This is a genomic window from Pseudomonas sp. JQ36, assembly GCF_053851495.1.
The window spans coordinates 441,060-461,572 of record NZ_CM132642.1; the positions used below are offsets into that span (position 1 = coordinate 441,060).

Genomic DNA, 20,513 nt, shown 5'->3' on the forward strand with positions numbered 1-20,513 from the left:
GGAATTCGTCATGGCTTTAACAGTAAACACCAACACCACGTCGCTGAACGTTCAAAAGAACCTGAACCGTGCTTCCGACGCTCTGTCGACTTCGATGCAGCGCCTGTCTTCCGGCCTGAAAATCAACAGCGCAAAAGACGACGCTGCTGGCCTGCAGATCTCGAACCGTATGTCTTCGCAGATCCGTGGTAACACCCAAGCCATCCAGAACGCCAACGACGGTATCTCCGTTGCCCAGACCGCTGAAGGCGCTCTGCAAGCCACTACCGACATTCTGCAGCGTATGCGTGAACTGGCTGTTAAAGCACGTAACGGCACCAACGGCACTGCTGACCAGACCGCTACCAACGCTGAATTCGCTCAGATGTCTGACGAAATCACCCGTATCTCGGCTTCGACCAACCTGAACGGCAAAAACCTGCTGGACGGTTCGGCTGGTACTGTGACCCTGCAAGTTGGCGCAAACACCGGTTCGGCTAACCACATCGACCTGGTACTGAGCTCCAAGTTCGACGCCGTCAGCCTGTCGGTTGGTAGCGGTACTCTGTCCCTGACCGGTGCTACCGTAACTGGCGCTTCGCAGAACATCGACAACGCAATCACTGCAATCGACGCTGCTATCGCTGCAATCGGTGCAACTCGTGCCAGCCTGGGTGCTTCGCAAAACCGTCTGACCAGCACCATCCAGAACTTGCAGAACATCACCGAGAACACCACTGCTGCACAAGGTCGCGTACAAGATACCGACTTCGCCGCAGAGACTGCTAACCTGACCAAGCAGCAAACCCTGCAACAGGCTTCGACCTCTGTTCTGGCTCAAGCCAACCAACTGCCTTCCGCTGTACTGAAGCTGCTTCAGTAATTTCGGAATGAGTTTGAGCGGGAGGGTGCGCTGGTCGCGCTCTCTCGCTTTTTTACGTTAGGAGGTGATGAGCATGGACATGAGCGTAAAGCTTAACGTGTCTTATCCGGCTCCCAAGCCAGCGACGCCTGTTGCTGATAAGCCGTCGGAGACGCCAAAGGCTGCACCGGCCGACGCACCGGTCGCTGACAGGAAAAGTCAGCAAACGGATGACGCCAAGTTGAAACTGGCCGTGCAAGAGATCGAGAAGTTCGTTCAATCGATCAAGCGTAACCTGGAGTTCTCGATCGACGAGCACTCCGGCAAGGTCATCGTCAAGGTGATCGCAAGCGAGACGGGTGAGGTCGTACGCCAGATCCCCTCCGCAGAAGCACTCAAGCTCGCAGACAGCCTCGCCAACGCAAGCCATGTGTTGTTCGACGCCAAAGTCTGATAGCTGGCATGAATAGTGTTTGTCTTTCTTGAATGACGCCTGGATGGGTCAAAAGTCTGGCAACAATCTGAAGGGAGATGCACATGGCAAGTCCAATTCTACCGGGTTCCGGACTGGGTTCCGGCCTGGACATCGGCGCGATCGTGACCGCGCTGGTCAACGCCGACAAGTCGCCGAAGCAGACGCAGATCGATTCCGCGACCAAAACCAATACCCTGAAGATTTCCGGTGTCGGCACGTTGAAGAGTGCGCTGACCGCGTACCAGACGGCGATGACCAACCTGGGCAGCAAGACCAACCCGGCATTTGCCGGCTTCACAGCGACCTCGAGCAACACAGCGATTCTCGGCGCCACTTCCGATAACACCGCGGTGTCGGGGACTTACAACGTTGTTGTCAACCAATTGGCCACTGGCTCGAAAGTCGCCAGCGCTTCTTTCGCCGGCGGTGCTGCCAGTGCCATTCCGAGTGGTACCCTGAAAATCAGTCAGAATGGCACTGATTACAATGTCACGATCCCGGCCAATGCAACCTTGCAAAGCACCCGTGACGCGATCAACACGGCTCAGGGCGCTAATGGCATTTCTGCCAACATCGTGACCGACAGCAGCGGTGCTTCACGCCTGGTGATCAGCTCGAACAAGACGGGCGCCGGTACCGACCTCTCTGTCAGCGGGATTGCCGGTCTGGAGATCGACGGTACTCAGCCGATGGGTACCAATCCGGCGGCAGGCGCCTCTGGCAACGTCAATGGCCCTGCGCAAGATGCCAAGGTGACCATCGACGGCCTGCAGGTTTCCAGCAAGAGCAATACGGTCAGTGGTGCAATCAGCGGCCTGACCCTGAATCTGACCACTGTCAGCCCTGTCGTTGGTGGCGTTGCCACGCCGACCGTTGTCAGCGTCGATACCAACACCAAAGGGCTGCAGGCCTCGGTTCAGGCGTTTGTTGACGCCTACAACACCCTGAAGACTACCATCGACACGCTTTCCAAGGCTACGCCTGATGAGGACGGCAAACTGACAGTGCAGGCGGCGTTTACCGGTGACTCGCTGCCGCGCTCGCTGATCGCCGACATCCGTGGCCAGTTGACTGCTCCTGGTGCTGGTGCAAATGGTGCTTTGTCCTACCTGTCGGAGATCGGTGTGATGACCGACCGTCTCACCGGTAACCTGACGTTTGATACTGCGGCGTTCACCAAAACCATGAGTCAGCCTGGCAAGGCTGGTCAGGTTCAGCAGATGTTCACCGGGACCAACGACACCAATGGTCTGCTGGCGCGCATGAGCAAGGCAGTGGACCCGTATCTGAAAGCTTCTCCTGATGGTAAAACCACCACGGGTCTGCTTGATCAGCGCATGACCATTCTGAACAACAACACGCGCAACCTTACTTCCCAGCAATTGGCGCTGGATCTGCGTGTGGCCAACTTGACCAAGACGTTGACTGCGAAATACAACGCCATGGATTTGCTGGTAGGGCAGATGAAGGCGACTGCGAGCAACATCACGTCGTTCTTCAGCTCGCTGAACGCTCAGCAATCCGCGAAGTAACCTGCAAGAACGACAAAAACCCGGCTACGCTTTATCGGCGTGCGCCGGGTTTTTGTCTTTTGATCTAAAGTTCTGTGATTCGTTGGCGATACACTGGTTATACGAGTCATTGTGGCAATGAGGTAGAACATGAACCCAATGTTAGCCCTTCGGCAATATCAGAAAGTCGGTGCGCACGCCCAGACCTCCGAGGCGAGCCCGCACCGTCTGGTGCAAATGCTGATGGAAGGCGGGCTGGCCCGCATCGCTCAGGCCAAGGGTGCCATCGAGCGCAAGGATATTCCTGGCAAGTGCACCTCGATCAGCAAGGCCATTGGCATTGTCAGCGGGCTGCGCGAAGGTCTGGATCTGGAAAAGTGTGCCGATGAACTGGCCGATCTGGACGGGCTGTACATCTACATGATGAAGCGTCTCGCCGAGGCCAACATCAACAGCGATCCGCGCATTCTCGATGAGGTTGCCGGCTTGCTGAGCACGGTAAAAGAAGGCTGGGATGCCATCGCCCCCGAGCCTGCTCCGCAGTTTTGAAGGAGAGCACCATGAGTCTTGTATTGCAGCGAATCGCCGATACCCGTGAAGCCTTGGTCAGTGCGCTGGCCGAACGCAACTGGGAAGCCATTGGCGAGCTGGATCTGGCTTGCCGTTCCTGCATGGAAGACGTCATGGTCGAGGCCTCGCTGGACGAGGAGGCCTTGCGCAGTAACCTTGAGGAGTTGCTCCATGTCTACAAGGAGCTGCTTGAGGCAGCCATGGGTGAGCGCCAGGCGATAGCCAACGAGATGTCGCAGATCACCCAAGCGCAAAAGGCGGCAAAGGTTTACCATCTGTTTGGTTAATTAACCCCCAGTTAATCCAGACATGTGCGCCATAAATTTGACTGTGCACGGTTTTTTGACTTAACTAGTGGCTGATTTCAGATTTCAGGCGTCTACAGGCACAAGGTGTCCTGCAAGCGTCTCGCTTGCCCCATTTTTCGGGCATTGAGTTGACTAGGGAAGTTGCTATTGCATGTGGCGTGAAACCAAAATTCTGCTGATCGATGACGATAGCGTCCGCCGCCGCGACCTGGCGGTGATTTTAAATTTTCTCGGCGAAGAAAATTTACCCTGCGGCAGCCATGACTGGCAGCAGGCTGTCGGCTCTTTGTCATCGAGTCGTGAGGTCATCTGTGTACTGATCGGGACGGTAAATGCTCCGGGTGCACTTTTGGGCTTGTTAAAGACACTCTCGACATGGGATGAGTTCCTTCCGGTTTTGCTGATGGGCGATAATTCTTCCGTCGACCTGCCGGAAGACCAGCGCCGCCGCGTGCTTTCGACCCTGGAAATGCCGCCCAGCTACAGCAAACTGCTCGACTCCCTGCACCGTGCCCAGGTCTATCGCGAGATGTACGACCAGGCCCGCGAGCGCGGCCGTCATCGCGAACCCAATCTGTTCCGTAGCCTTGTCGGCACCAGCCGGGCGATTCAGCACGTCCGTCAGATGATGCAGCAAGTGGCTGATACCGACGCCAGCGTGCTGATCCTCGGCGAGTCCGGCACCGGCAAGGAAGTGGTTGCGCGCAATCTGCATTACCACTCCAAGCGTCGCGACGCGCCGTTCGTGCCAGTCAACTGCGGGGCGATCCCGGCAGAGCTGCTGGAAAGCGAACTGTTCGGCCACGAGAAGGGCGCCTTCACCGGCGCGATCACCAGCCGTGCCGGACGTTTCGAACTGGCCAACGGCGGTACGCTGTTCCTCGATGAAATCGGCGACATGCCGCTGCCGATGCAGGTCAAGTTGCTGCGCGTCCTGCAGGAGCGCACTTTCGAGCGCGTGGGCAGCAACAAGACCCAGAGCGTCGACGTGCGCATCATTGCCGCGACCCACAAGAATCTCGAAAGCATGATCGAGATCGGCACCTTCCGCGAAGACCTCTACTATCGCCTGAACGTGTTCCCGATCGAAATGGCGCCACTGCGTGAGCGCGTCGAAGACATCCCGCTGCTGATGAACGAACTGATCTCGCGCATGGAGCACGAAAAGCGCGGTTCGATCCGTTTCAACTCGGCAGCGATCATGTCGCTGTGTCGTCACGGCTGGCCGGGCAACGTCCGCGAGCTGGCCAACCTGGTGGAGCGCATGGCGATCATGCACCCGTACGGGGTGATCGGCGTGGTCGAGTTGCCGAAGAAATTCCGCTACGTCGACGACGAAGACGAGCAGATGGTCGACAGCCTGCGCAGCGATCTCGAAGAGCGCGTGGCGATCAACGGTCATACGCCGGACTTCACCGCCAATGCGATGCTGCCGCCGGAAGGCCTGGACCTGAAGGACTACCTCGGTGGTCTTGAGCAGGGTCTGATCCAGCAGGCGCTGGACGATGCCAATGGCATTGTGGCGCGTGCTGCCGAGCGCCTGCGCATTCGTCGCACTACGCTGGTGGAGAAGATGCGCAAATACGGCATGAGCCGGCGCGAAGGAGACGAACAGGCGGATGATTGACGCCTGTTTTTCAACACCTTCATTTATAAGCAGTTTTTTTTAGGCACGGGTATTGCTACATCCCTCGCAACGTTCCGTTTAACTGACGGTCAGCCAAGCGAGAGAACACAATGCCCCACGCCCAGATGTCATCTGCCTCCCATGCCGAGGGGCAACCGTCGTCCGTAGAGCAGGCGAGCCGTCAGGGTCTTGAGCACGCGTTCGCGCTGTTCAATCAGATGTCCAGTCAACTGACCGACTCCTACAGCATGCTTGAAGCCCGGGTTACCGAGCTCAAGGGCGAGCTGGCCGTGGTCAGTGCCCAGCGAATGCAGGAGCTGGCCGAAAAAGAGCGTTTGGCCAATCGTCTGCAAAACCTTCTTGATCTGTTGCCCGGTGGCGTCATCGTGATCGACGGCCACGGCATGGTGCGCGAAGCCAATCCCGCAGCGATCGACCTGTTGGGGCTGCCGCTGGAGGGCGAGTTGTGGCGCCACGTCATCGCCCGTTGCTTCGCCCCGCGTGAAGACGACGGTCATGAAATCTCGCTGAAAAACGGTCGACGCCTGTCGATCGCCACCCGCTCGCTGGATGCCGAACCGGGCCAGTTGGTGTTGCTCAACGACCTGACAGAAACCCGCCATCTTCAAGATCAACTGGCGCGCCATGAGCGTCTGTCGTCGCTGGGACGCATGGTCGCCTCGCTGGCCCATCAGATCCGCACGCCGTTATCTGCCGCGTTGCTCTACGCCAGTCATTTGACTGAGCAGGAATTGCCTGTCGCCACCCAGCAGCGTTTCGCCGGCCGTCTCAAAGAGCGCCTGCATGAGCTGGAGCATCAGGTGCGCGACATGCTGGTGTTCGCCCGTGGCGAGTTGCCGCTGACCGACCGTATCACCCCGAATGCCTTGATGCAGTCGCTGCAAGCGGCGGCGCTGACCCATGTGCAGGATCTGCCAATCCGCTGGCAGTGCGACAGCCATGCCGGCGAACTGCTGTGCAACCGCGACACCCTGGTCGGGGCGATTCTCAATTTGATCGAAAACGCGATTCAGGCCAGCGATGGCAACGTGCGCCTGAAGGTGCATTGCTACACCCGCGACAACAGCCTGCGCCTGTGCGTCAGCGACAGCGGCAGCGGCATCGAGCCGCTGGTGCTTGAGCGCCTTGGCGAACCGTTTTTCACCACCAAAGTCACCGGCACCGGGCTGGGTCTGACCGTGGTCAAGGCAGTGGCCCGGGCACATCAGGGAGAATTGCAGTTGCGCTCGCGGGTCGGGCGCGGCACGTGCGCGCAGGTGATCCTGCCGCTGTTTTCCGCTGTACACGGAGCTGAGTAAACGTCATGGGCATCAAGGTTTTGCTGGTCGAGGATGACCGCTCGTTGCGCGAAGCGCTGGCCGATACGCTGTTGCTGGCAGGCCACGACTACCATGCAGTCGGCAGCGCCGAAGAGGCGTTGCAGGCGGTCGAGCGCGAAGCGTTCAGTCTGGTGGTCAGCGACGTCAACATGCCCGGCATGGATGGCCATCAACTGCTCGGTTTGCTGCGTGCCCGGCAGCCGCAATTGCCGGTGCTGCTGATGACTGCACACGGCGCGGTCGAGCGTGCGGTGGATGCGATGCGCCAGGGTGCGGCGGATTATCTGGTCAAACCGTTCGAGCCCAAGGCTCTACTGGACCTGGTGTCGCGGCATGCCTTGGGCAGCATCAGCATTACTGACTGTGAAGGTCCGGTGGCGGTCGAGCCGGCCAGCGCGCAGTTGCTCGAACTGGCGGCGCGGGTGGCACGCAGTGATTCCACGGTGCTGATCTCCGGCGAGTCCGGCACCGGCAAGGAAGTGTTGGCGCGTTACATCCACCAGCATTCCCATCGTGCCAATCAGCCGTTCATTGCGATCAACTGCGCGGCGATTCCCGACAACATGCTCGAGGCCACGCTGTTCGGCCACGAGAAAGGCTCGTTCACCGGCGCCATCGCGGCGCAGGCCGGCAAGTTCGAACAGGCCGATGGCGGCACCATTCTGCTCGACGAAATTTCCGAAATGCCCCTGGGCCTGCAAGCCAAGTTGCTGCGGGTGCTGCAGGAGCGTGAAGTCGAGCGCGTCGGCGCGCGCAAGCCGATCACCCTGGACATTCGCGTGGTCGCCACCACTAACCGTGATCTGGCCGGCGAAGTGGCGGCGGGGCGTTTCCGTGAAGACCTTTTTTACCGTCTGTCGGTTTTCCCCCTGGCCTGGCGTCCACTTCGCGAGCGCACTGCCGATATCTTGCCGCTGGCCGAGCGGTTGCTGAACAAACACGTCAATAAAATGAAGCACGCGGCGGCGAAACTATCGCCGCAAGCCCAAGCTTGCCTGACCGGTTACCCATGGCCGGGCAATGTGCGTGAGCTGGATAACGCGATTCAACGGGCGCTGATTCTGCAGCAGGGTGGTTTGATCCAGCCGCAGGATTTCTGTCTGACCGGCGCAGTGACTTACACCGCTGCGCCGGTCGTTGCGCCGCTGCAGCCGTTGGTACGCGAGATCGAAGTCGAGGCCGAATCCGCCGGCGCGCTGGGCGATGACCTGCGGCGTCGTGAGTTTCAGATGATCATCGACACCCTGCGCACCGAACGTGGTCGGCGCAAGGAAGCCGCGGAAAAGCTCGGCATCAGCCCGCGTACCCTGCGCTACAAGCTGGCGCAGATGCGCGATGCCGGGATGGACGTCGAAGGCTATCTGTTTGCCACCTGAAACTCGCCGCAAGTCACTTGTGGGAGCGAGCTTGCTCGCGAAAGCGCAGGGCCAGTGGCGAAAATGTCGACTGACTCTCCCTCTTCGCGAGCAAGCCCGCTCCCGCAGTGATTTCGCGGTGCCTGCACCTGACGCGGTGCCTTGATGGGCTTTTATAGAATAAGTCCGCCGAGCTGGCACCCTTGTTGCTAACACCTGTGTACCCGCCGAGTGAGTGTCAAAAAATTGCGGGCCGCCCAAGAGAGTAGACCATGAGCCAAGGTATTGAATTTAATCGGTTGATGATGGACATGAAGGCCATGAAAATGGACGCCATGGCCACGCCGAAATCGACTGCCGCCGTCCCTGAACTGGCAGGCAGCAGCTTTTCCGACATGCTCGGTCAGGCCATCAAAAAAGTCAGCGATACCCAGCAGGCGTCGACTCAGTTGGCCAACGCATTTGAAATCGGCAAGAGCGGCGTCGATCTGACGGACGTGATGGTCGCCTCGCAAAAAGCCAGCGTGTCGTTCCAGGCTCTGACCCAGGTGCGCAACAAACTGGTTCAGGCTTATCAAGACATCATGCAGATGCCGGTTTAAGGACGAGATTGAGTCATGGCAGAAGCAGTCGCCGATAACGTTCCGGCCAAGGCCACCCCGATAGACGGCAAACCGCCGCTGTTCGGCCTGTCCTTCCTGGAAAACCTCTCCGAGATGACCATGCTGCGTCAGGTGGGCCTGTTGGTCGGCCTGGCTGCGAGCGTGGCGATTGGCTTTGCCGTGGTGCTGTGGTCGCAGCAGCCGGATTACCGTCCGTTGTACGGCAGCCTTGCCGGCATGGACGCCAAGCAGGTCATGGATACCCTGGCCTCCGCCGACATTCCCTACACCGTCGAGCCGAACTCCGGCGCCTTGCTGGTCAAGGCCGATGACCTGTCCCGTGCGCGCCTCAAGCTCGCGGCCGCTGGTGTCACTCCCAGCGACGGCAACATCGGTTTCGAAATCCTCGACAAGGAACAGGGTCTGGGCACCAGCCAGTTCATGGAAGCGACCCGCTACCGTCGTGGTCTGGAAGGCGAACTGGCGCGCACCATCTCCAGCCTGAACAACGTCAAGGGTGCCCGCGTGCACCTGGCGATTCCGAAAAGTTCGGTGTTCGTGCGTGATGAACGCAAGCCAAGCGCTTCGGTACTGGTCGAGCTGTACTCTGGGCGTTCGCTGGAGCCGGGTCAGGTGGTCGCGATCATCAATCTGGTGGCGACCTCCGTGCCTGAACTGAGCAAATCGCAGATCACCGTCGTCGATCAGAAGGGCAACCTGCTCTCCGATCAGGCGGAGAACTCCGAAATGACCATGGCCGGCAAGCAGTTCGATTACAGCCGCCGCATGGAAAGCATGCTCACCCAGCGCGTACACAACATTCTGCAGCCGGTACTGGGCAACGATCGCTACAAGGCTGAAGTCTCGGCCGACGTCGATTTCAGTGCCGTCGAATCCACCGCCGAGCAGTTCAACCCGGACCAACCGGCGTTGCGCAGCGAGCAGTCGGTCAATGAACAACGCACCGCCAGCAATGGCCCGCAAGGTGTGCCGGGTGCCCTGAGCAACCAGCCACCGGCGCCAGCCTCGGCACCGCAAACCACCGGTGGCGCTGCAGCGCCGGCCGGCATGATTCAACCCGGCCAGCCACTGGTGGATGCCAACGGTCAGCAGATCATGGACCCGGCCACCGGCCAGCCGATGCTCGCGCCGTACCCGGCAGACAAGCGTCAACAATCCACCAAGAACTTCGAGCTCGACCGTTCCATCAGCCACACCAAACAGCAGCAGGGTCGCCTGAATCGGCTGTCGGTGTCGGTGGTGGTCGACGATCAGGTCAAGGTCAACGCGGCCAACGGTGAAACCACCCGTGCGCCGTGGAGCGCCGATGAACTGGCGCGCTTCACCCGTCTGGTGCAGGACGCGGTCGGCTTCGATGCCAGCCGTGGCGACAGCGTCAGCGTGATCAACATGCCGTTCTCCGCCGAGCGCGGTGAAGTGATTGCCGATATTCCGTTCTACTCCCAGCCATGGTTCTGGGACATCGTCAAACAAGTGCTGGGTGTGTTGTTCATCCTGGTGCTGGTGTTTGGTGTGCTGCGTCCGGTGTTGAACAACATCACCGGCGGCGGCAAAGGCAAGGAGCTGGCCGGTCTGGGCAGCGACGTGGAACTCGGTGGCATGGGCGGCCTGGACGGCGACCTGGCCAACGACCGCGTGAGCCTCGGTGGTCCGCAGAGCATTCTGTTGCCGAGCCCGAGCGAGGGTTACGACGCACAACTGAATGCAATCAAGAGCTTGGTGGCCGAGGATCCGGGTCGCGTGGCTCAGGTCGTGAAAGAGTGGATTAACGCAGATGAGTGATAACCGAGCCGCAACCGTCAAACTGACCAAGGTCGACAAAGCCGCGATTCTGCTGCTGTCCCTGGGTTCGACCGATGCCGCGCAAGTGCTGCGCCACATGGGCCCCAAAGAGGTTCAGCGTGTCGGTGTGGCCATGGCCCAGATGGGCAACGTCCATCGCGAGCAGGTCGAGCAGGTCATGAGCGAGTTCGTCGACATCGTCGGCGACCAGACCAGCCTCGGCGTCGGCTCCGACGACTACGTGCGCAAAATGCTCACCCAGGCGCTGGGTGAAGACAAGGCCAACGGCCTGATCGACCGCATACTGCTCGGTGGCAACACCAGTGGCCTCGACAGCCTGAAATGGATGGAGCCGCGCGCTGTTGCTGACGTGATCCGTTACGAACACCCGCAGATCCAGGCGATCGTGGTGGCGTACCTCGACCCGGATCAGGCCGGTGAAGTACTGGGCAACTTCGACCACAAGGTGCGTCTGGACATCATCCTGCGCGTCTCGTCGTTGAACACCGTGCAACCGGCTGCGCTGAAAGAGCTGAACCAGATTCTTGAGAAGCAGTTCTCTGGCAACTCGAATGCCTCGCGCACCACCCTGGGTGGCATCAAGCGTGCGGCGGACATCATGAACTTCCTCGACAGCTCGATCGAAGGCCAGCTCATGGACTCGATCCGCGAAGTCGACGAAGACCTGTCCGGTCAGATCGAAGACCTCATGTTCGTGTTCAACAACCTGGCCGATGTCGACGATCGCGGCATTCAGGCGCTGTTGCGAGAAGTGTCCTCCGACGTGCTGGTACTGGCCCTCAAGGGTTCGGACGAAGGCGTCAAAGAGAAGATCTTCAAGAACATGTCCAAGCGTGCGGCCGAACTGTTGCGCGACGACCTCGAAGCCAAAGGCCCGGTGCGCGTCAGCGACGTGGAAACCGCGCAGAAAGAAATCCTCACCATTGCCCGTCGCATGGCCGAAGCCGGCGAGATCGTGCTCGGTGGCAAGGGCGGCGAGGAAATGATCTAAGCCCATGGACAAGCATGACGAGTCAGTGACGGATCTGATCCGCGCCCGCGATGTTCGTGGTTTCGAATCCTGGGCGCTGCCCAGCTTCGATCCGCCGAAACCGGAACCCGAGCCGGAACCGGAACCCGAACCGCCGGAAATGGAAGAAGTGCCGCTGGAAGAAGTCCAGCCACTGACCCTGGAAGAACTCGAAAGCATCCGTCAGGAGGCTTACAACGAGGGCTTTGGCATCGGCGAGAAGGAAGGTTTTCACAGCGCCACGCTCAAGGTGCGTCAGGAGGCCGTAGTAGCGCTGGCGGCGAAACTCGCCAGCCTCGAGCAACTGATGGCCCACCTGTTCGAGCCGATTGCCGAGCAAGACACCCAGATCGAAAAGTCGCTGGTCGACCTCGTGCAACACATCACCAAACAGGTGATCAAGCGCGAACTGGCCATCGATTCCAGCCAGATCGAACACGTCATGCGCGACGCGCTCAAGCTGCTGCCGTTGGGCGTGGACAACGTGCGTCTGTACGTCAATCCGCAGGACTTCGAACAGGCCAAGGCCTTGCGCGAGCGTCATGAGGAATCCTGGCGCATCGTCGAAGACGACTCGCTGCTGCCGGGCGGTTGCCGGGTTGAAACCGAGCACAGCCGCATCGACGCCAGCATCGAGACCCGCGTGACCCAAGTCATGGCCAAACTGTTCGACCAGTTGCACGAACAGGCTCTGCACCCGGCCGCGCCGGACCTGAGTCTGGACATTCCTGAAGAAAGCCAACTGGCGGCTGCGCCGCAAGAGCCGCTCGCGGACACCCCCGATGCGCCTTGAACGCACCAGTTTCGCCAAGCGCCTCAGCACCTATGCCGACGCCACTGAAATCGCCGGCGCGCCGATTCTCGAAGGCCGCCTGCTGCGTATGGTCGGCCTCACCCTCGAAGCCGAAGGCCTGCGCGCCGCCATGGGCACGCGCTGCCTGGTCATCAATGACGACAGCTATCACCCGTCCCAGGTGGAAGCGGAAGTCATGGGCTTCTCGGGCAGCAAAGTCTTTCTGATGCCGGTCGGCAGCGTCGCCGGTATCGCCCCGGGTGCCCGCGTGGTGCCGCTGGCCGAAACCGGTCGCCTGCCGATGGGCATGAGCATGCTCGGTCGCGTACTCGACGGCGCCGGACGCGCGCTGGACGGCAAGGGCGGGATGAAGGCTGAAGACTGGGTGCCGATGGACGGCCCGACGATCAACCCGCTCAACCGCGACCCGATTCACGAACCGCTGGACGTCGGCATCCGTTGCATCAACGGTCTGCTGACGGTCGGGCGCGGTCAGCGTCTGGGCCTGTTCGCCGGTACCGGTGTCGGTAAATCGGTGCTGCTGGGCATGATGACCCGCTTTACCGAGGCCGACATTATCGTCGTCGGTCTGATCGGTGAGCGGGGTCGAGAAGTTAAAGAGTTCATCGAGCACATCCTCGGTGAAGAAGGCCTCAAGCGTTCGGTGGTCGTCGCCTCGCCGGCGGACGATGCGCCGCTGATGCGTCTGCGCGCGGCCATGTATTGCACGCGCATCGCCGAGTATTTCCGCGACAAGGGCAAGAACGTCCTGTTGCTGATGGATTCGCTGACCCGTTTCGCCCAGGCCCAGCGGGAAATCGCCCTGGCCATCGGTGAGCCGCCAGCGACCAAGGGCTATCCGCCCTCGGTTTTCGCCAAACTGCCGAAACTGGTGGAGCGCGCCGGTAATGCGGAGAAGGGCGGCGGTTCGATCACTGCGTTCTACACCGTATTGTCCGAGGGCGATGACCAGCAGGACCCGATTGCCGACTCGGCGCGGGGCGTGCTCGACGGCCACATCGTGTTGTCCCGACGTCTGGCCGAAGAAGGGCACTACCCGGCCATCGACATCGAAGCGTCGATCAGCCGGGTGATGCCGGCCGTGGTTTCGGCGGAACACATGCAGCGCGCGCAGTATTTCAAGCAGCTGTGGTCGCGCTATCAGCAGAGCCGCGATCTGATCAGCGTCGGCGCTTACGTCGCCGGTGGCGACCGCGAGACCGATCTGGCGATCTCGCTGCAACCGCAACTGACCCGCTACCAGCGCCAGGGCCTCAACGACAAGATCAACATGGGCGAGAGCCAGGCTTACCTCGAAACCCTGTTCGCGCCTGCGGCGGGTGGGTAACCGGCCATGGCCGTGAGTCGCGCAGCACGTCTGGCACCGGTGGTGGAAATGGCCGAACAGGCCGAGAAAACCGCCGTGCAACGCCTGGGTTACTTTCAGGGTCAGGTCAAAGTCGCTGAAAGCAAACTCGCCGACCTCGACGCCTTTCGACTGGATTATCAGGAACAGTGGATCGTGCGCGGCAGCGACGGGGTTTCCGGGCAATGGCTGCTGGGGTACCACGGCTTTCTGGCACAACTGGACACCGCGATCGATCAGCAGCGCCAGAGTCTGGTCTGGCACCAGAACAACCTGATCAAGGCGCGCGACGCCTGGCAGCAGGCATTCGCCAAGGTCGAAGGCCTGCGCAAACTGGTGCAGCGCTACCGAGAAGAGGCGCAACGCCTCGAAGACAAGCGCGAGCAGAAACTACTGGACGAGTTGTCGCAGCGCCTGCCGCGGCAAGATCCGTATTAATGTGCCGCAGCAGTAGTGCTAGAGGATGGTCTGAGTCATTCGGCTAATACTTCGAACCTGAGCATTTTGGAGAAATTCACTAATGTAGAGTCGCGGGTTACGACGTAGAACGCATGTACTTGTTTGCCCTCAAGTTCCGAAAATCTGGTGCGGTCGACCTCAGTATTCCATAGCTCCTGCTCACGATAGATCTCAATAATATCCAGGCTGGGGTAGGGTGTGTCGGCTATAAGGTAAAACGTAAGCGTTTCGCCTATTTTATTAGGGTAGCGCGCCACCACGCTGCATCTAAGCTTTCCACCAAGGAATTCATCGTAGGTCATGGCGTATGGTGACTGGGTGTTATGCAGGAACGGTGCTTCGAAAAATCCAACTTTAGGCAAGTTCATGATGCAGTCCTTTGACCTGAGCGCAGCGAAATTGCTGCCGCTTGATTAAGGGCTATTCATATTTTCTCGGTCTACTGTCAGATCTGACAGTGGCGACAAGCGGCAGTCGCGGAGTGACTGCAGGGCCTCGGTGCTCCTGCGCAAACGGCTGCAGCGCTACCGCGAAGAGTCGCAACGCCTCGAAGAAAAACGCGAGCAGAAGCTGCTGGACCAGTTGTCGCAGCGCCTGCCGCGACACAACCCTTTTCAAATTGCCCAAAAACTCCCTGTGGGAGCGGGCTTGCTCGCGAAGGCGGTGTGTCAGAGACACCAATGTTGACTGACACACCGCCTTCGCGAGCAAGCCCGCTCCCACATTTGCTTCTGCGTTGAGCCTTGCCCCAACCCTGTCCAGGTGCTAAACCTTGTACACGTTCGTCAATGACAAGGAAGCCAGTCAATGTCAGTCGTTACAGAAGTCTCTCCGGATGGTCAAAAACTGACGATTTCGGTCAAGGGGCGGTTCGATTTTGGACGCCATCAGGAGTTTCGCGAGTCCTATGAGCGACTTGACCAGAAACCCGACTCCATCGTGGTTGATCTGAAAGATGCCACCTACCTCGACAGCTCCGCGCTGGGCATGCTGCTCCTGCTGCGCGATCACGCCGGCGGCGACGACTCGGATGTACGCGTGATAAACAGCAACTCCGACGTGCGCAAGATTCTCGCCATCTCCAACTTCGACAAACTGTTCGACATCAGTTGACGGCCATGCAGGCGCAAGAGCCGCTGACGATCCTGATCGCCGAAGACAGCGCCGCCGACCGGTTGCTGTTGGCGACCATCGTCCGCCGTCAGGGCCATGAAGTATTGACGGCGGCCAATGGCGCCGAAGCGTTGGAGATGTTTCGTCGACAGTCACCGCATCTGGTGCTGATGGACGCGATGATGCCGGTGATGGACGGCTTTGAGGCGGCGCGGCAGATCAAGGCGCTGGCGGGGGAAACCCTGGTGCCGATCATTTTCCTGACCTCACTGACCGAGAGCGAAGCGCTGGCCCGTTGTCTGGAGGCGGGGGGCGACGACTTTCTGGCGAAGCCCTACAACCAGGTGATCCTCGCCGCCAAAATCAAGGCGATGGATCGCTTGCGCCGCTTGCAGGCCACGGTGCTGCAGCAGCGCGATCTGATCGCCAGACATCACGATTACCTGCTCAATGAACAGCGCGTGGCCAAAGCCGTTTTCGACAAGGTCGCGCATTCCGGTTGCCTGAGCGCGCCGAACATCCGCTACCTGCAATCACCCTATGCGTTGTTCAACGGCGACCTGCTGCTGGCGGCCTACACCCCGGCCGGCGACATGCATGTGCTACTCGGTGATTTCACCGGCCACGGCTTGCCGGCGGCGGTGGGGGCGATGCCGCTGGCCGAAGTGTTTTACGGCATGACCGCCAAGGGTTACGGCCTGGCCGAGACCCTGCGCGAGATGAACGCCAAGCTCAAGCGCATCCTGCCGGTGGACATGTTCTGCTGCGCGACCATGCTTTGCCTGAGTTTTCAGCGGCGTTCGGTAGAGGTGTGGAACGGCGGCATGCCTGACGGTTATCTGCACCGGATCGCCACCGGCGAACGGGTGCCGCTGGCGGCGCGCCATTTGCCGCTGGGGGTGCTCAGTCCGCAAGCGTTTGATGATCGCACCGAAGTACAGACCATGGCCGTGGGCGACCGGGTGTTCCTGCTGTCGGACGGGGTGATCGATACCACTGACGCCGACGACCGCTTGTTCGGTGTCGAGCGTTTGCAGCAACTGTTCGCCGCCAATCGTGAGCCGGACAACCTGTTCGCCGAGATCGAGCAGGCCTTGCACGCCTTTCGCGGCGAGCCCCGTGACGATGTGAGCATGGTCGAGATCAGCTTGCTGGAGGCGGCGCAGGTGATGCCGTCGGCACCGGTGTATTCCGACAGTGGTCAATCCTGTCCGCTGGACTGGTCGGTAAGTTTCGAGTTTCGCGGGGCGACGCTCAGGCGCTTCAATCCGTTGCCGTATCTGCTGCAATTGTTGCTGGAAGTACACGGCTTGCGCACTCAGGGTGGGGCGATCTACAGCGTGCTCGCCGAGTTGTACTCCAACGCGCTGGAGCACGGTGTTCTTGGTCTGGATTCCAGCCTGAAGCGTGATGCCAGTGGCTTCGCTCGTTACTATGAACAGCGCAACGAGCGGCTCGAAGCCTTGCAGGACGGTTATGTGCGCGTGCATCTGCAGGTGAAGCCGCAAGGTGGCGGTGGTTGTCTGGTGATCCGCGTCGAGGACAGCGGCAAGGGTTTTGACGTGGCGCGGGTAATGGAGCGACCGCTGGACGGTGTCCGTCTGTCGGGGCGCGGGGTCAGTCTGATCCGGCAGTTGGGGCATAACGCCAGTTGGTCGGACGAAGGTCGCAGTGCTTGCGTGGAGTTTTTCTGGGAGGGTTGAGGCATAATTCGCGGATTCTTGATCAAGGAGTGAACAAGTGACTGACACACATATTGATCGCGAGGCGCTCAGCGTACTGCGCGAAGTCATGGAGGAGGGTTATCCGGAGCTTCTGGATACCTTTCTGACCGATTCCGAAAGTCGCTTGGCTGAGCTGCAGGAGACGGCGGATGCCAAGGCTTTGTCTGAAGTTGCCCACAGTTTCAAGGGCAGCGCCAGCAACATGGGGGCTGTCCGGTTGGCGGCGCTCTGCCAGGAGCTGGAATCGGAAGCCAAAAATAAAAGCCCCTCGGACATTGCCAGGCTGGTGGCTGATATCAGTGGCGAGTTCGCCGATGTCCGCCCGATCTACGAAGACGAACGCCTGCACGCCCTGACCCATTGAATCCTGCCGTCCGGCGCTTTTCGCAAGCGCCGGACAAAACTGGCCCGACACTTGCAATATTCCTCGTCAACTGTACCTACGATCCCAGTGCAGCGGAGACCGTGTCATGCCTGCGACCCCCAATGTTCTTCTTCAATCTGCCGCCCAGGCCAAGGCGCAAGCCGCCGCCGCGAAAACGCCGGTCATGGCCGCAGACACCGGGGACAAGGCTTCAAGCTTCGCTCAGGTGTTCGCCGATCAAGGCCCGAAAAAGACTCTTGCGAACTCTGACAGTTCGTTGAAACCGGCGCGCGACAAGGTTGCCGACAACAGCGACAAGAAAGATTTCGCCAAGGATAAGTCTGCCGCCACACAACAGACCGTTGCCGATAGCGGCAATGCCTTGCCTGCGGACAAGACCGCGTCGACCACCTCCGATGATCAGGCAGCCGCTGACAAGGCAGCCGCTGACAAGGCTGCCGCCGATGCGGCCGCTGACAGCGCGCAGACGCCAGTGGCGGACACCACCCCGGTGGATCCGGCGCTGGATCCGGCACTTGCGCAAACCGTGCAGCCGCTGGTGATCGCGCCGGTAGTGGCAGCGCCAGTCGCTGAAACGCCGGAACCGGCCAAAACCGAAACGCCGGTCGTGGCCGCCACATTGGCGCCAGCCGTGGTCAAAGATCCGGCGGCATCGACCGATAGCGCTTTCGACCCGGCGGCCGATCCGCTCGACTCGTTGCCGGCGCTGCGCATGGCGATGGAGCAGGGCGGGCACATTTCTGCCAGCAGCCAGGCACAAGCCAAAGCTACACCGGCCCAGACTCAGGCCGACGGTGAATTGACTGCCGCGCAGAACTTCGCTGCCGGCATGGCCAGCATGCTCGACGTGCAGGCCGACAAGGACAGCACCAGTCAGAATGGCGAAAAGGCCTTCAGCGGCCTGATCGACGACGGCCTGAAAGATCTCAAGTCTGCGACCAGCGACACTCGTGTCGATGACTTCGCCAACCGTCTGGCGGCGTTGACTCAGGCGGCCACCCCGAAAACCGCGAACGTGGTGCCGGTGAATCAACCGATCGCCATGCACCAGAGCGGCTGGACCGAAGAAATCGTCAACCGCGTCATGTACCTGTCCAGCGCGAACCTGAAGGCGGCGGATATTCAATTGCAGCCGGCAGAACTCGGGCGTCTGGATATTCGGGTGAACATGGTCCCGGACCAGCAGACCCAGGTGACTTTCATGAGCGCGCATCCGAGCGTGCGCGAAGCGCTGGACGGCCAGATGCATCGCTTGCGTGACATGTTCACCCAGCAGGGCATGGGCCAGGTCGACGTCAATGTCTCCGATCAGAGCCGTGGCTGGCAGGGTCAGCAGGAACAGGCGCAGCAGGGCCAGAGTGGTCGCACCAGCGCTGCGGGTGGTCGACTGGATTCGGCGGAAGAGGAGCTGACGCCGGCGGCGGTGGCTGAAGCCGCTGCACAAACCACCAGCGTGATCGGCAGCAGCGCCGTCGACTACTACGCCTGATACAACGCTGTATCCCCCCTGTGGGAGCGGGCTTGCTCGCGAATGCGGTTGTTCAATCGACATCAATGTCGGCTGACACACCGCATTCGCGAGCAAGCCCGCTCCCACATTGGTTTTACAGTGCCTTCCAATCTCCTCCGACACTTCTGGCATAACACTTGCTCTTGCCTTGCCGTGCGACTGTGAAAACCCGATTAGTGACGGATTATTGGCATGGCGAAGAGCGAAGCAGCAGCTGTAAAAGACCCCGCGACCAAAGGCAAACTCAAGATGATCATCCTGATCGTGGTGGCTCTGCTGCTGGCGATCGGTGTGTCCGTGGGCGCGACCTGGTACTTCATGCACAGTGCTCAGAGCAAGCCTGCCGCAGCGGCCGAGGCCGCGCCGGTCGGCAAGCAGCCGGCGATCTTCGAGCCGATGGCGCCGGCGTTTGTCGCCAACTACAACCAGAATGGCCGTCAGCGCTACATGCAGGTGAGCATCACCATGCTGGCGCGTAACCAGGCCGATCTGGAGGCGCTCAAAGTGCACATGCCGGTGATCCGCAACAACCTGGTGATGCTCTTCTCCGGTCAGGATTTCGCCACGCTGGCGACCCCGGTCGGCCAGGAGATGTTGCGCCAGAAGGCTACCGCCAGCGTCCAGGAAGTGGCGCAGAAAGAGCTGGGCAAAGTGGTGATCGAACAGTTGCTTTTCACTAATTTCGTACTGCAGTAGGAACACGACATGGCCGTGCAGGATCTGCTGTCCCAGGATGAAATCGACGCGCTGTTGCATGGCGTCGACGATGGTCTGGTACAGACCGATAACGCTGCCGAACCCGGCAGTGTCAAAAGCTACGACCTGACCAGCCAGGATCGCATCGTCCGTGGACGCATGCCGACTCTGGAGATGATCAACGAGCGTTTTGCCCGTTACACCCGCATCAGCATGTTCAACATGCTGCGCCGCTCGGCAGACGTTGCCGTCGGTGGCGTCCAGGTGATGAAGTTCGGCGAATACGTGCACTCGCTGTACGTACCGACCAGCCTCAACCTGGTCAAGATCAAACCGTTGCGCGGCACCGCGCTGTTCATCCTCGACGCCAAACTGGTGTTCAAGCTGGTGGACAACTTCTTCGGCGGCGACGGCCGCCACGCCAAGATCGAAGGGCGTGAATTCACCCCGACCGAACTGCGCGTGGTGCGCATGGTACTGGAGCAGGCGTTCGTCGATCTGAAGGAAGCCTGGCAGGCGATCATGGAAGTCAATTTCGAGTACATCAACTCGGAAGTGAACCCGGCCATGGCCAACATCGTCGGCCCGAGCGAAGCGATCGTGGTCTCCACTTTCCACATCGAACTCGATGGCGGCGGCGGTGACCTGCACGTAACCATGCCGTACTCGATGATCGAGCCGGTGCGCGAAATGCTCGACGCCGGTTTCCAGTCGGACCTCGACGATCAGGACGAGCGCTGGGTCAACGCCCTGCGTCAGGACGTGCTCGATGTCGACGTGCCGATCGGCGCCACCGTGGCCCGCCGCCAGTTGAAGCTGCGCGACATCCTGCACATGCAGCCGGGGGATGTGATCCCGGTCGAGATGCCGGAAGACATGATCATGCGCGCCAACGGCGTACCGGCCTTCAAGGTCAAGATGGGCTCGCACAAAGGCAACCTCGCGTTGCAGGTGATCGAGCCGATCGAGCGTCGCTGAAGCGGCGCTTTTCCCCCACGTATTTAA

General features: G+C 60.3%; 21 protein-coding genes and 1 pseudogene. 21 read left to right on the forward strand and 1 reads right to left on the reverse strand.

The genetic code is table 11. From position 1 onward, the window contains the following. Positions 1-10: 10 nt before the first annotated feature. The 14 genes from ACS4NR_RS02140 (at position 11) to fliJ (ending at position 14,059) form a co-directional block, all read left to right on the forward strand. The gene (locus tag ACS4NR_RS02140; protein ID WP_007920059.1) at positions 11-862 is read left to right on the forward strand and encodes a flagellin domain-containing protein; all 852 of its coding nucleotides are present in this window, start codon (positions 11-13) and stop codon (positions 860-862) included. A gap of 73 nt (positions 863-935) precedes the next feature. Next, entirely contained in the window at positions 936-1,295 is a 360-nt protein-coding gene (locus ACS4NR_RS02145) for a flagellar protein FlaG (protein WP_443534319.1), read from the forward strand. A gap of 83 nt (positions 1,296-1,378) precedes the next feature. After that, a complete protein-coding gene (gene fliD / locus ACS4NR_RS02150; RefSeq protein ID WP_456018993.1) occupies positions 1,379-2,848 on the forward strand; it encodes a flagellar filament capping protein FliD in 1,470 nt (489 codons plus the stop codon). 129 nt (positions 2,849-2,977) lie between these two features. Further along, positions 2,978-3,376 (forward strand): flagellar export chaperone FliS, encoded by a 399-nt coding sequence (gene fliS / locus ACS4NR_RS02155; protein WP_027614233.1) that lies wholly within the window; start codon positions 2,978-2,980, stop codon positions 3,374-3,376. Between the two features lie 11 nt (positions 3,377-3,387). Continuing rightward, the gene (locus ACS4NR_RS02160; RefSeq protein ID WP_095139365.1) at positions 3,388-3,684 is read left to right on the forward strand and encodes a flagellar protein FliT; all 297 of its coding nucleotides are present in this window, start codon (positions 3,388-3,390) and stop codon (positions 3,682-3,684) included. Between the two features lie 172 nt (positions 3,685-3,856). Further along, complete coding sequence (locus tag ACS4NR_RS02165; RefSeq protein ID WP_003222863.1) at positions 3,857-5,332, forward strand: sigma-54 dependent transcriptional regulator; 1,476 nt, start codon at positions 3,857-3,859, stop codon at positions 5,330-5,332. Between the two features lie 125 nt (positions 5,333-5,457). Then, positions 5,458-6,651 (forward strand): sensor histidine kinase, encoded by a 1,194-nt coding sequence (locus tag ACS4NR_RS02170; RefSeq protein WP_177409043.1) that lies wholly within the window; start codon positions 5,458-5,460, stop codon positions 6,649-6,651. Between the two features lie 5 nt (positions 6,652-6,656). Further along, complete coding sequence (locus tag ACS4NR_RS02175; protein WP_253149411.1) at positions 6,657-8,048, forward strand: sigma-54-dependent transcriptional regulator; 1,392 nt, start codon at positions 6,657-6,659, stop codon at positions 8,046-8,048. A 251-nt stretch (positions 8,049-8,299) separates the two neighbouring features. Next, a complete protein-coding gene (gene fliE, locus ACS4NR_RS02180; protein WP_456018994.1) occupies positions 8,300-8,629 on the forward strand; it encodes a flagellar hook-basal body complex protein FliE in 330 nt (109 codons plus the stop codon). Between the two features lie 15 nt (positions 8,630-8,644). Continuing rightward, positions 8,645-10,432: a flagellar basal-body MS-ring/collar protein FliF gene (gene fliF / locus ACS4NR_RS02185; protein WP_095139368.1), complete on the forward strand. Its 1,788-nt coding sequence runs from the start codon at positions 8,645-8,647 to the stop codon at positions 10,430-10,432. Next, entirely contained in the window at positions 10,425-11,444 is a 1,020-nt protein-coding gene (fliG, locus tag ACS4NR_RS02190) for a flagellar motor switch protein FliG (protein WP_016771079.1), read from the forward strand. The genes fliF and fliG overlap by 8 nt, the downstream gene beginning before the upstream one ends. A 4-nt stretch (positions 11,445-11,448) precedes the next feature. Further along, positions 11,449-12,255, forward strand: a complete 807-nt coding sequence (gene fliH, locus ACS4NR_RS02195) for a flagellar assembly protein FliH (protein ID WP_456018995.1) — start codon at positions 11,449-11,451, stop codon at positions 12,253-12,255. After that, complete coding sequence (gene fliI, locus ACS4NR_RS02200) at positions 12,245-13,603, forward strand: flagellar protein export ATPase FliI (protein WP_007966241.1); 1,359 nt, start codon at positions 12,245-12,247, stop codon at positions 13,601-13,603. The genes fliH and fliI overlap by 11 nt, the downstream gene beginning before the upstream one ends. 6 nt (positions 13,604-13,609) lie before the next feature. Then, positions 13,610-14,059, forward strand: coding sequence for a flagellar export protein FliJ (gene fliJ, locus ACS4NR_RS02205; RefSeq protein ID WP_456018996.1), 450 nt, complete (start codon positions 13,610-13,612; stop codon positions 14,057-14,059). Between the two features lie 35 nt (positions 14,060-14,094). Here fliJ and ACS4NR_RS02210 read toward each other — a convergent pair whose 3' ends face one another. After that, complete coding sequence (locus tag ACS4NR_RS02210; protein ID WP_456018997.1) at positions 14,095-14,448, reverse strand: hypothetical protein; 354 nt, start codon at positions 14,446-14,448, stop codon at positions 14,095-14,097. Positions 14,449-14,548: 100 nt separating this feature from the next. Between ACS4NR_RS02210 and ACS4NR_RS02215 the strand changes: the two are divergent. The 7 genes and pseudogenes from ACS4NR_RS02215 to fliM form a co-directional block, all read left to right on the forward strand. Further along, positions 14,549-14,695, forward strand: a pseudogene (locus ACS4NR_RS02215) (flagellar export protein FliJ); the annotation flags it as partial. Positions 14,696-14,887: 192 nt separating this feature from the next. Further along, complete coding sequence (locus ACS4NR_RS02220; protein WP_166495475.1) at positions 14,888-15,193, forward strand: STAS domain-containing protein; 306 nt, start codon at positions 14,888-14,890, stop codon at positions 15,191-15,193. Positions 15,194-15,198: 5 nt separating this feature from the next. Beyond that, on the forward strand, positions 15,199-16,896 hold the full coding sequence (locus ACS4NR_RS02225) for an ATP-binding SpoIIE family protein phosphatase (RefSeq protein WP_456018998.1): 1,698 nt from the start codon (positions 15,199-15,201) through the stop codon (positions 16,894-16,896). A 37-nt stretch (positions 16,897-16,933) separates the two neighbouring features. Beyond that, entirely contained in the window at positions 16,934-17,281 is a 348-nt protein-coding gene (locus ACS4NR_RS02230) for an Hpt domain-containing protein (RefSeq protein WP_456018999.1), read from the forward strand. Positions 17,282-17,387: 106 nt separating this feature from the next. Further along, on the forward strand, positions 17,388-18,791 hold the full coding sequence (locus ACS4NR_RS02235) for a flagellar hook-length control protein FliK (RefSeq protein ID WP_456019000.1): 1,404 nt from the start codon (positions 17,388-17,390) through the stop codon (positions 18,789-18,791). Between the two features lie 213 nt (positions 18,792-19,004). After that, positions 19,005-19,508: a flagellar basal body-associated protein FliL gene (gene fliL, locus ACS4NR_RS02240; protein ID WP_047599975.1), complete on the forward strand. Its 504-nt coding sequence runs from the start codon at positions 19,005-19,007 to the stop codon at positions 19,506-19,508. 9 nt (positions 19,509-19,517) lie between these two features. Beyond that, a complete protein-coding gene (gene fliM, locus ACS4NR_RS02245; protein WP_003222890.1) occupies positions 19,518-20,486 on the forward strand; it encodes a flagellar motor switch protein FliM in 969 nt (322 codons plus the stop codon). Positions 20,487-20,513 lie beyond the last annotated feature (27 nt).

Excerpts from the sequence above, each read along its gene's own strand:
- ACS4NR_RS02140 (WP_007920059.1), top strand. The coding sequence starts at position 11 with ATGGCTTTAACAGTAAACACCAACACCACGTCGCTGAACGTTCAAAAG.
- ACS4NR_RS02145 (WP_443534319.1), top strand. The coding sequence starts at position 936 with ATGGACATGAGCGTAAAGCTTAACGTGTCTTATCCGGCTCCCAAGCCA.
- fliD (WP_456018993.1), top strand. The coding sequence starts at position 1,379 with ATGGCAAGTCCAATTCTACCGGGTTCCGGACTGGGTTCCGGCCTGGAC.
- fliS (WP_027614233.1), top strand. The coding sequence starts at position 2,978 with ATGAACCCAATGTTAGCCCTTCGGCAATATCAGAAAGTCGGTGCGCAC.
- ACS4NR_RS02160 (WP_095139365.1), top strand. The coding sequence starts at position 3,388 with ATGAGTCTTGTATTGCAGCGAATCGCCGATACCCGTGAAGCCTTGGTC.
- ACS4NR_RS02165 (WP_003222863.1), top strand. The coding sequence starts at position 3,857 with ATGTGGCGTGAAACCAAAATTCTGCTGATCGATGACGATAGCGTCCGC.
- ACS4NR_RS02170 (WP_177409043.1), top strand. The coding sequence starts at position 5,458 with ATGTCATCTGCCTCCCATGCCGAGGGGCAACCGTCGTCCGTAGAGCAG.
- ACS4NR_RS02175 (WP_253149411.1), top strand. The coding sequence starts at position 6,657 with ATGGGCATCAAGGTTTTGCTGGTCGAGGATGACCGCTCGTTGCGCGAA.
- fliE (WP_456018994.1), top strand. The coding sequence starts at position 8,300 with ATGAGCCAAGGTATTGAATTTAATCGGTTGATGATGGACATGAAGGCC.
- fliF (WP_095139368.1), top strand. The coding sequence starts at position 8,645 with ATGGCAGAAGCAGTCGCCGATAACGTTCCGGCCAAGGCCACCCCGATA.
- fliG (WP_016771079.1), top strand. The coding sequence starts at position 10,425 with ATGAGTGATAACCGAGCCGCAACCGTCAAACTGACCAAGGTCGACAAA.
- fliH (WP_456018995.1), top strand. The coding sequence starts at position 11,449 with ATGGACAAGCATGACGAGTCAGTGACGGATCTGATCCGCGCCCGCGAT.
- fliI (WP_007966241.1), top strand. The coding sequence starts at position 12,245 with ATGCGCCTTGAACGCACCAGTTTCGCCAAGCGCCTCAGCACCTATGCC.
- fliJ (WP_456018996.1), top strand. The coding sequence starts at position 13,610 with ATGGCCGTGAGTCGCGCAGCACGTCTGGCACCGGTGGTGGAAATGGCC.
- ACS4NR_RS02210 (WP_456018997.1), bottom strand. The coding sequence starts at position 14,448 with ATGAACTTGCCTAAAGTTGGATTTTTCGAAGCACCGTTCCTGCATAAC.
- ACS4NR_RS02220 (WP_166495475.1), top strand. The coding sequence starts at position 14,888 with ATGTCAGTCGTTACAGAAGTCTCTCCGGATGGTCAAAAACTGACGATT.
- ACS4NR_RS02225 (WP_456018998.1), top strand. The coding sequence starts at position 15,199 with ATGCAGGCGCAAGAGCCGCTGACGATCCTGATCGCCGAAGACAGCGCC.
- ACS4NR_RS02235 (WP_456019000.1), top strand. The coding sequence starts at position 17,388 with ATGCCTGCGACCCCCAATGTTCTTCTTCAATCTGCCGCCCAGGCCAAG.
- fliL (WP_047599975.1), top strand. The coding sequence starts at position 19,005 with ATGGCGAAGAGCGAAGCAGCAGCTGTAAAAGACCCCGCGACCAAAGGC.
- fliM (WP_003222890.1), top strand. The coding sequence starts at position 19,518 with ATGGCCGTGCAGGATCTGCTGTCCCAGGATGAAATCGACGCGCTGTTG.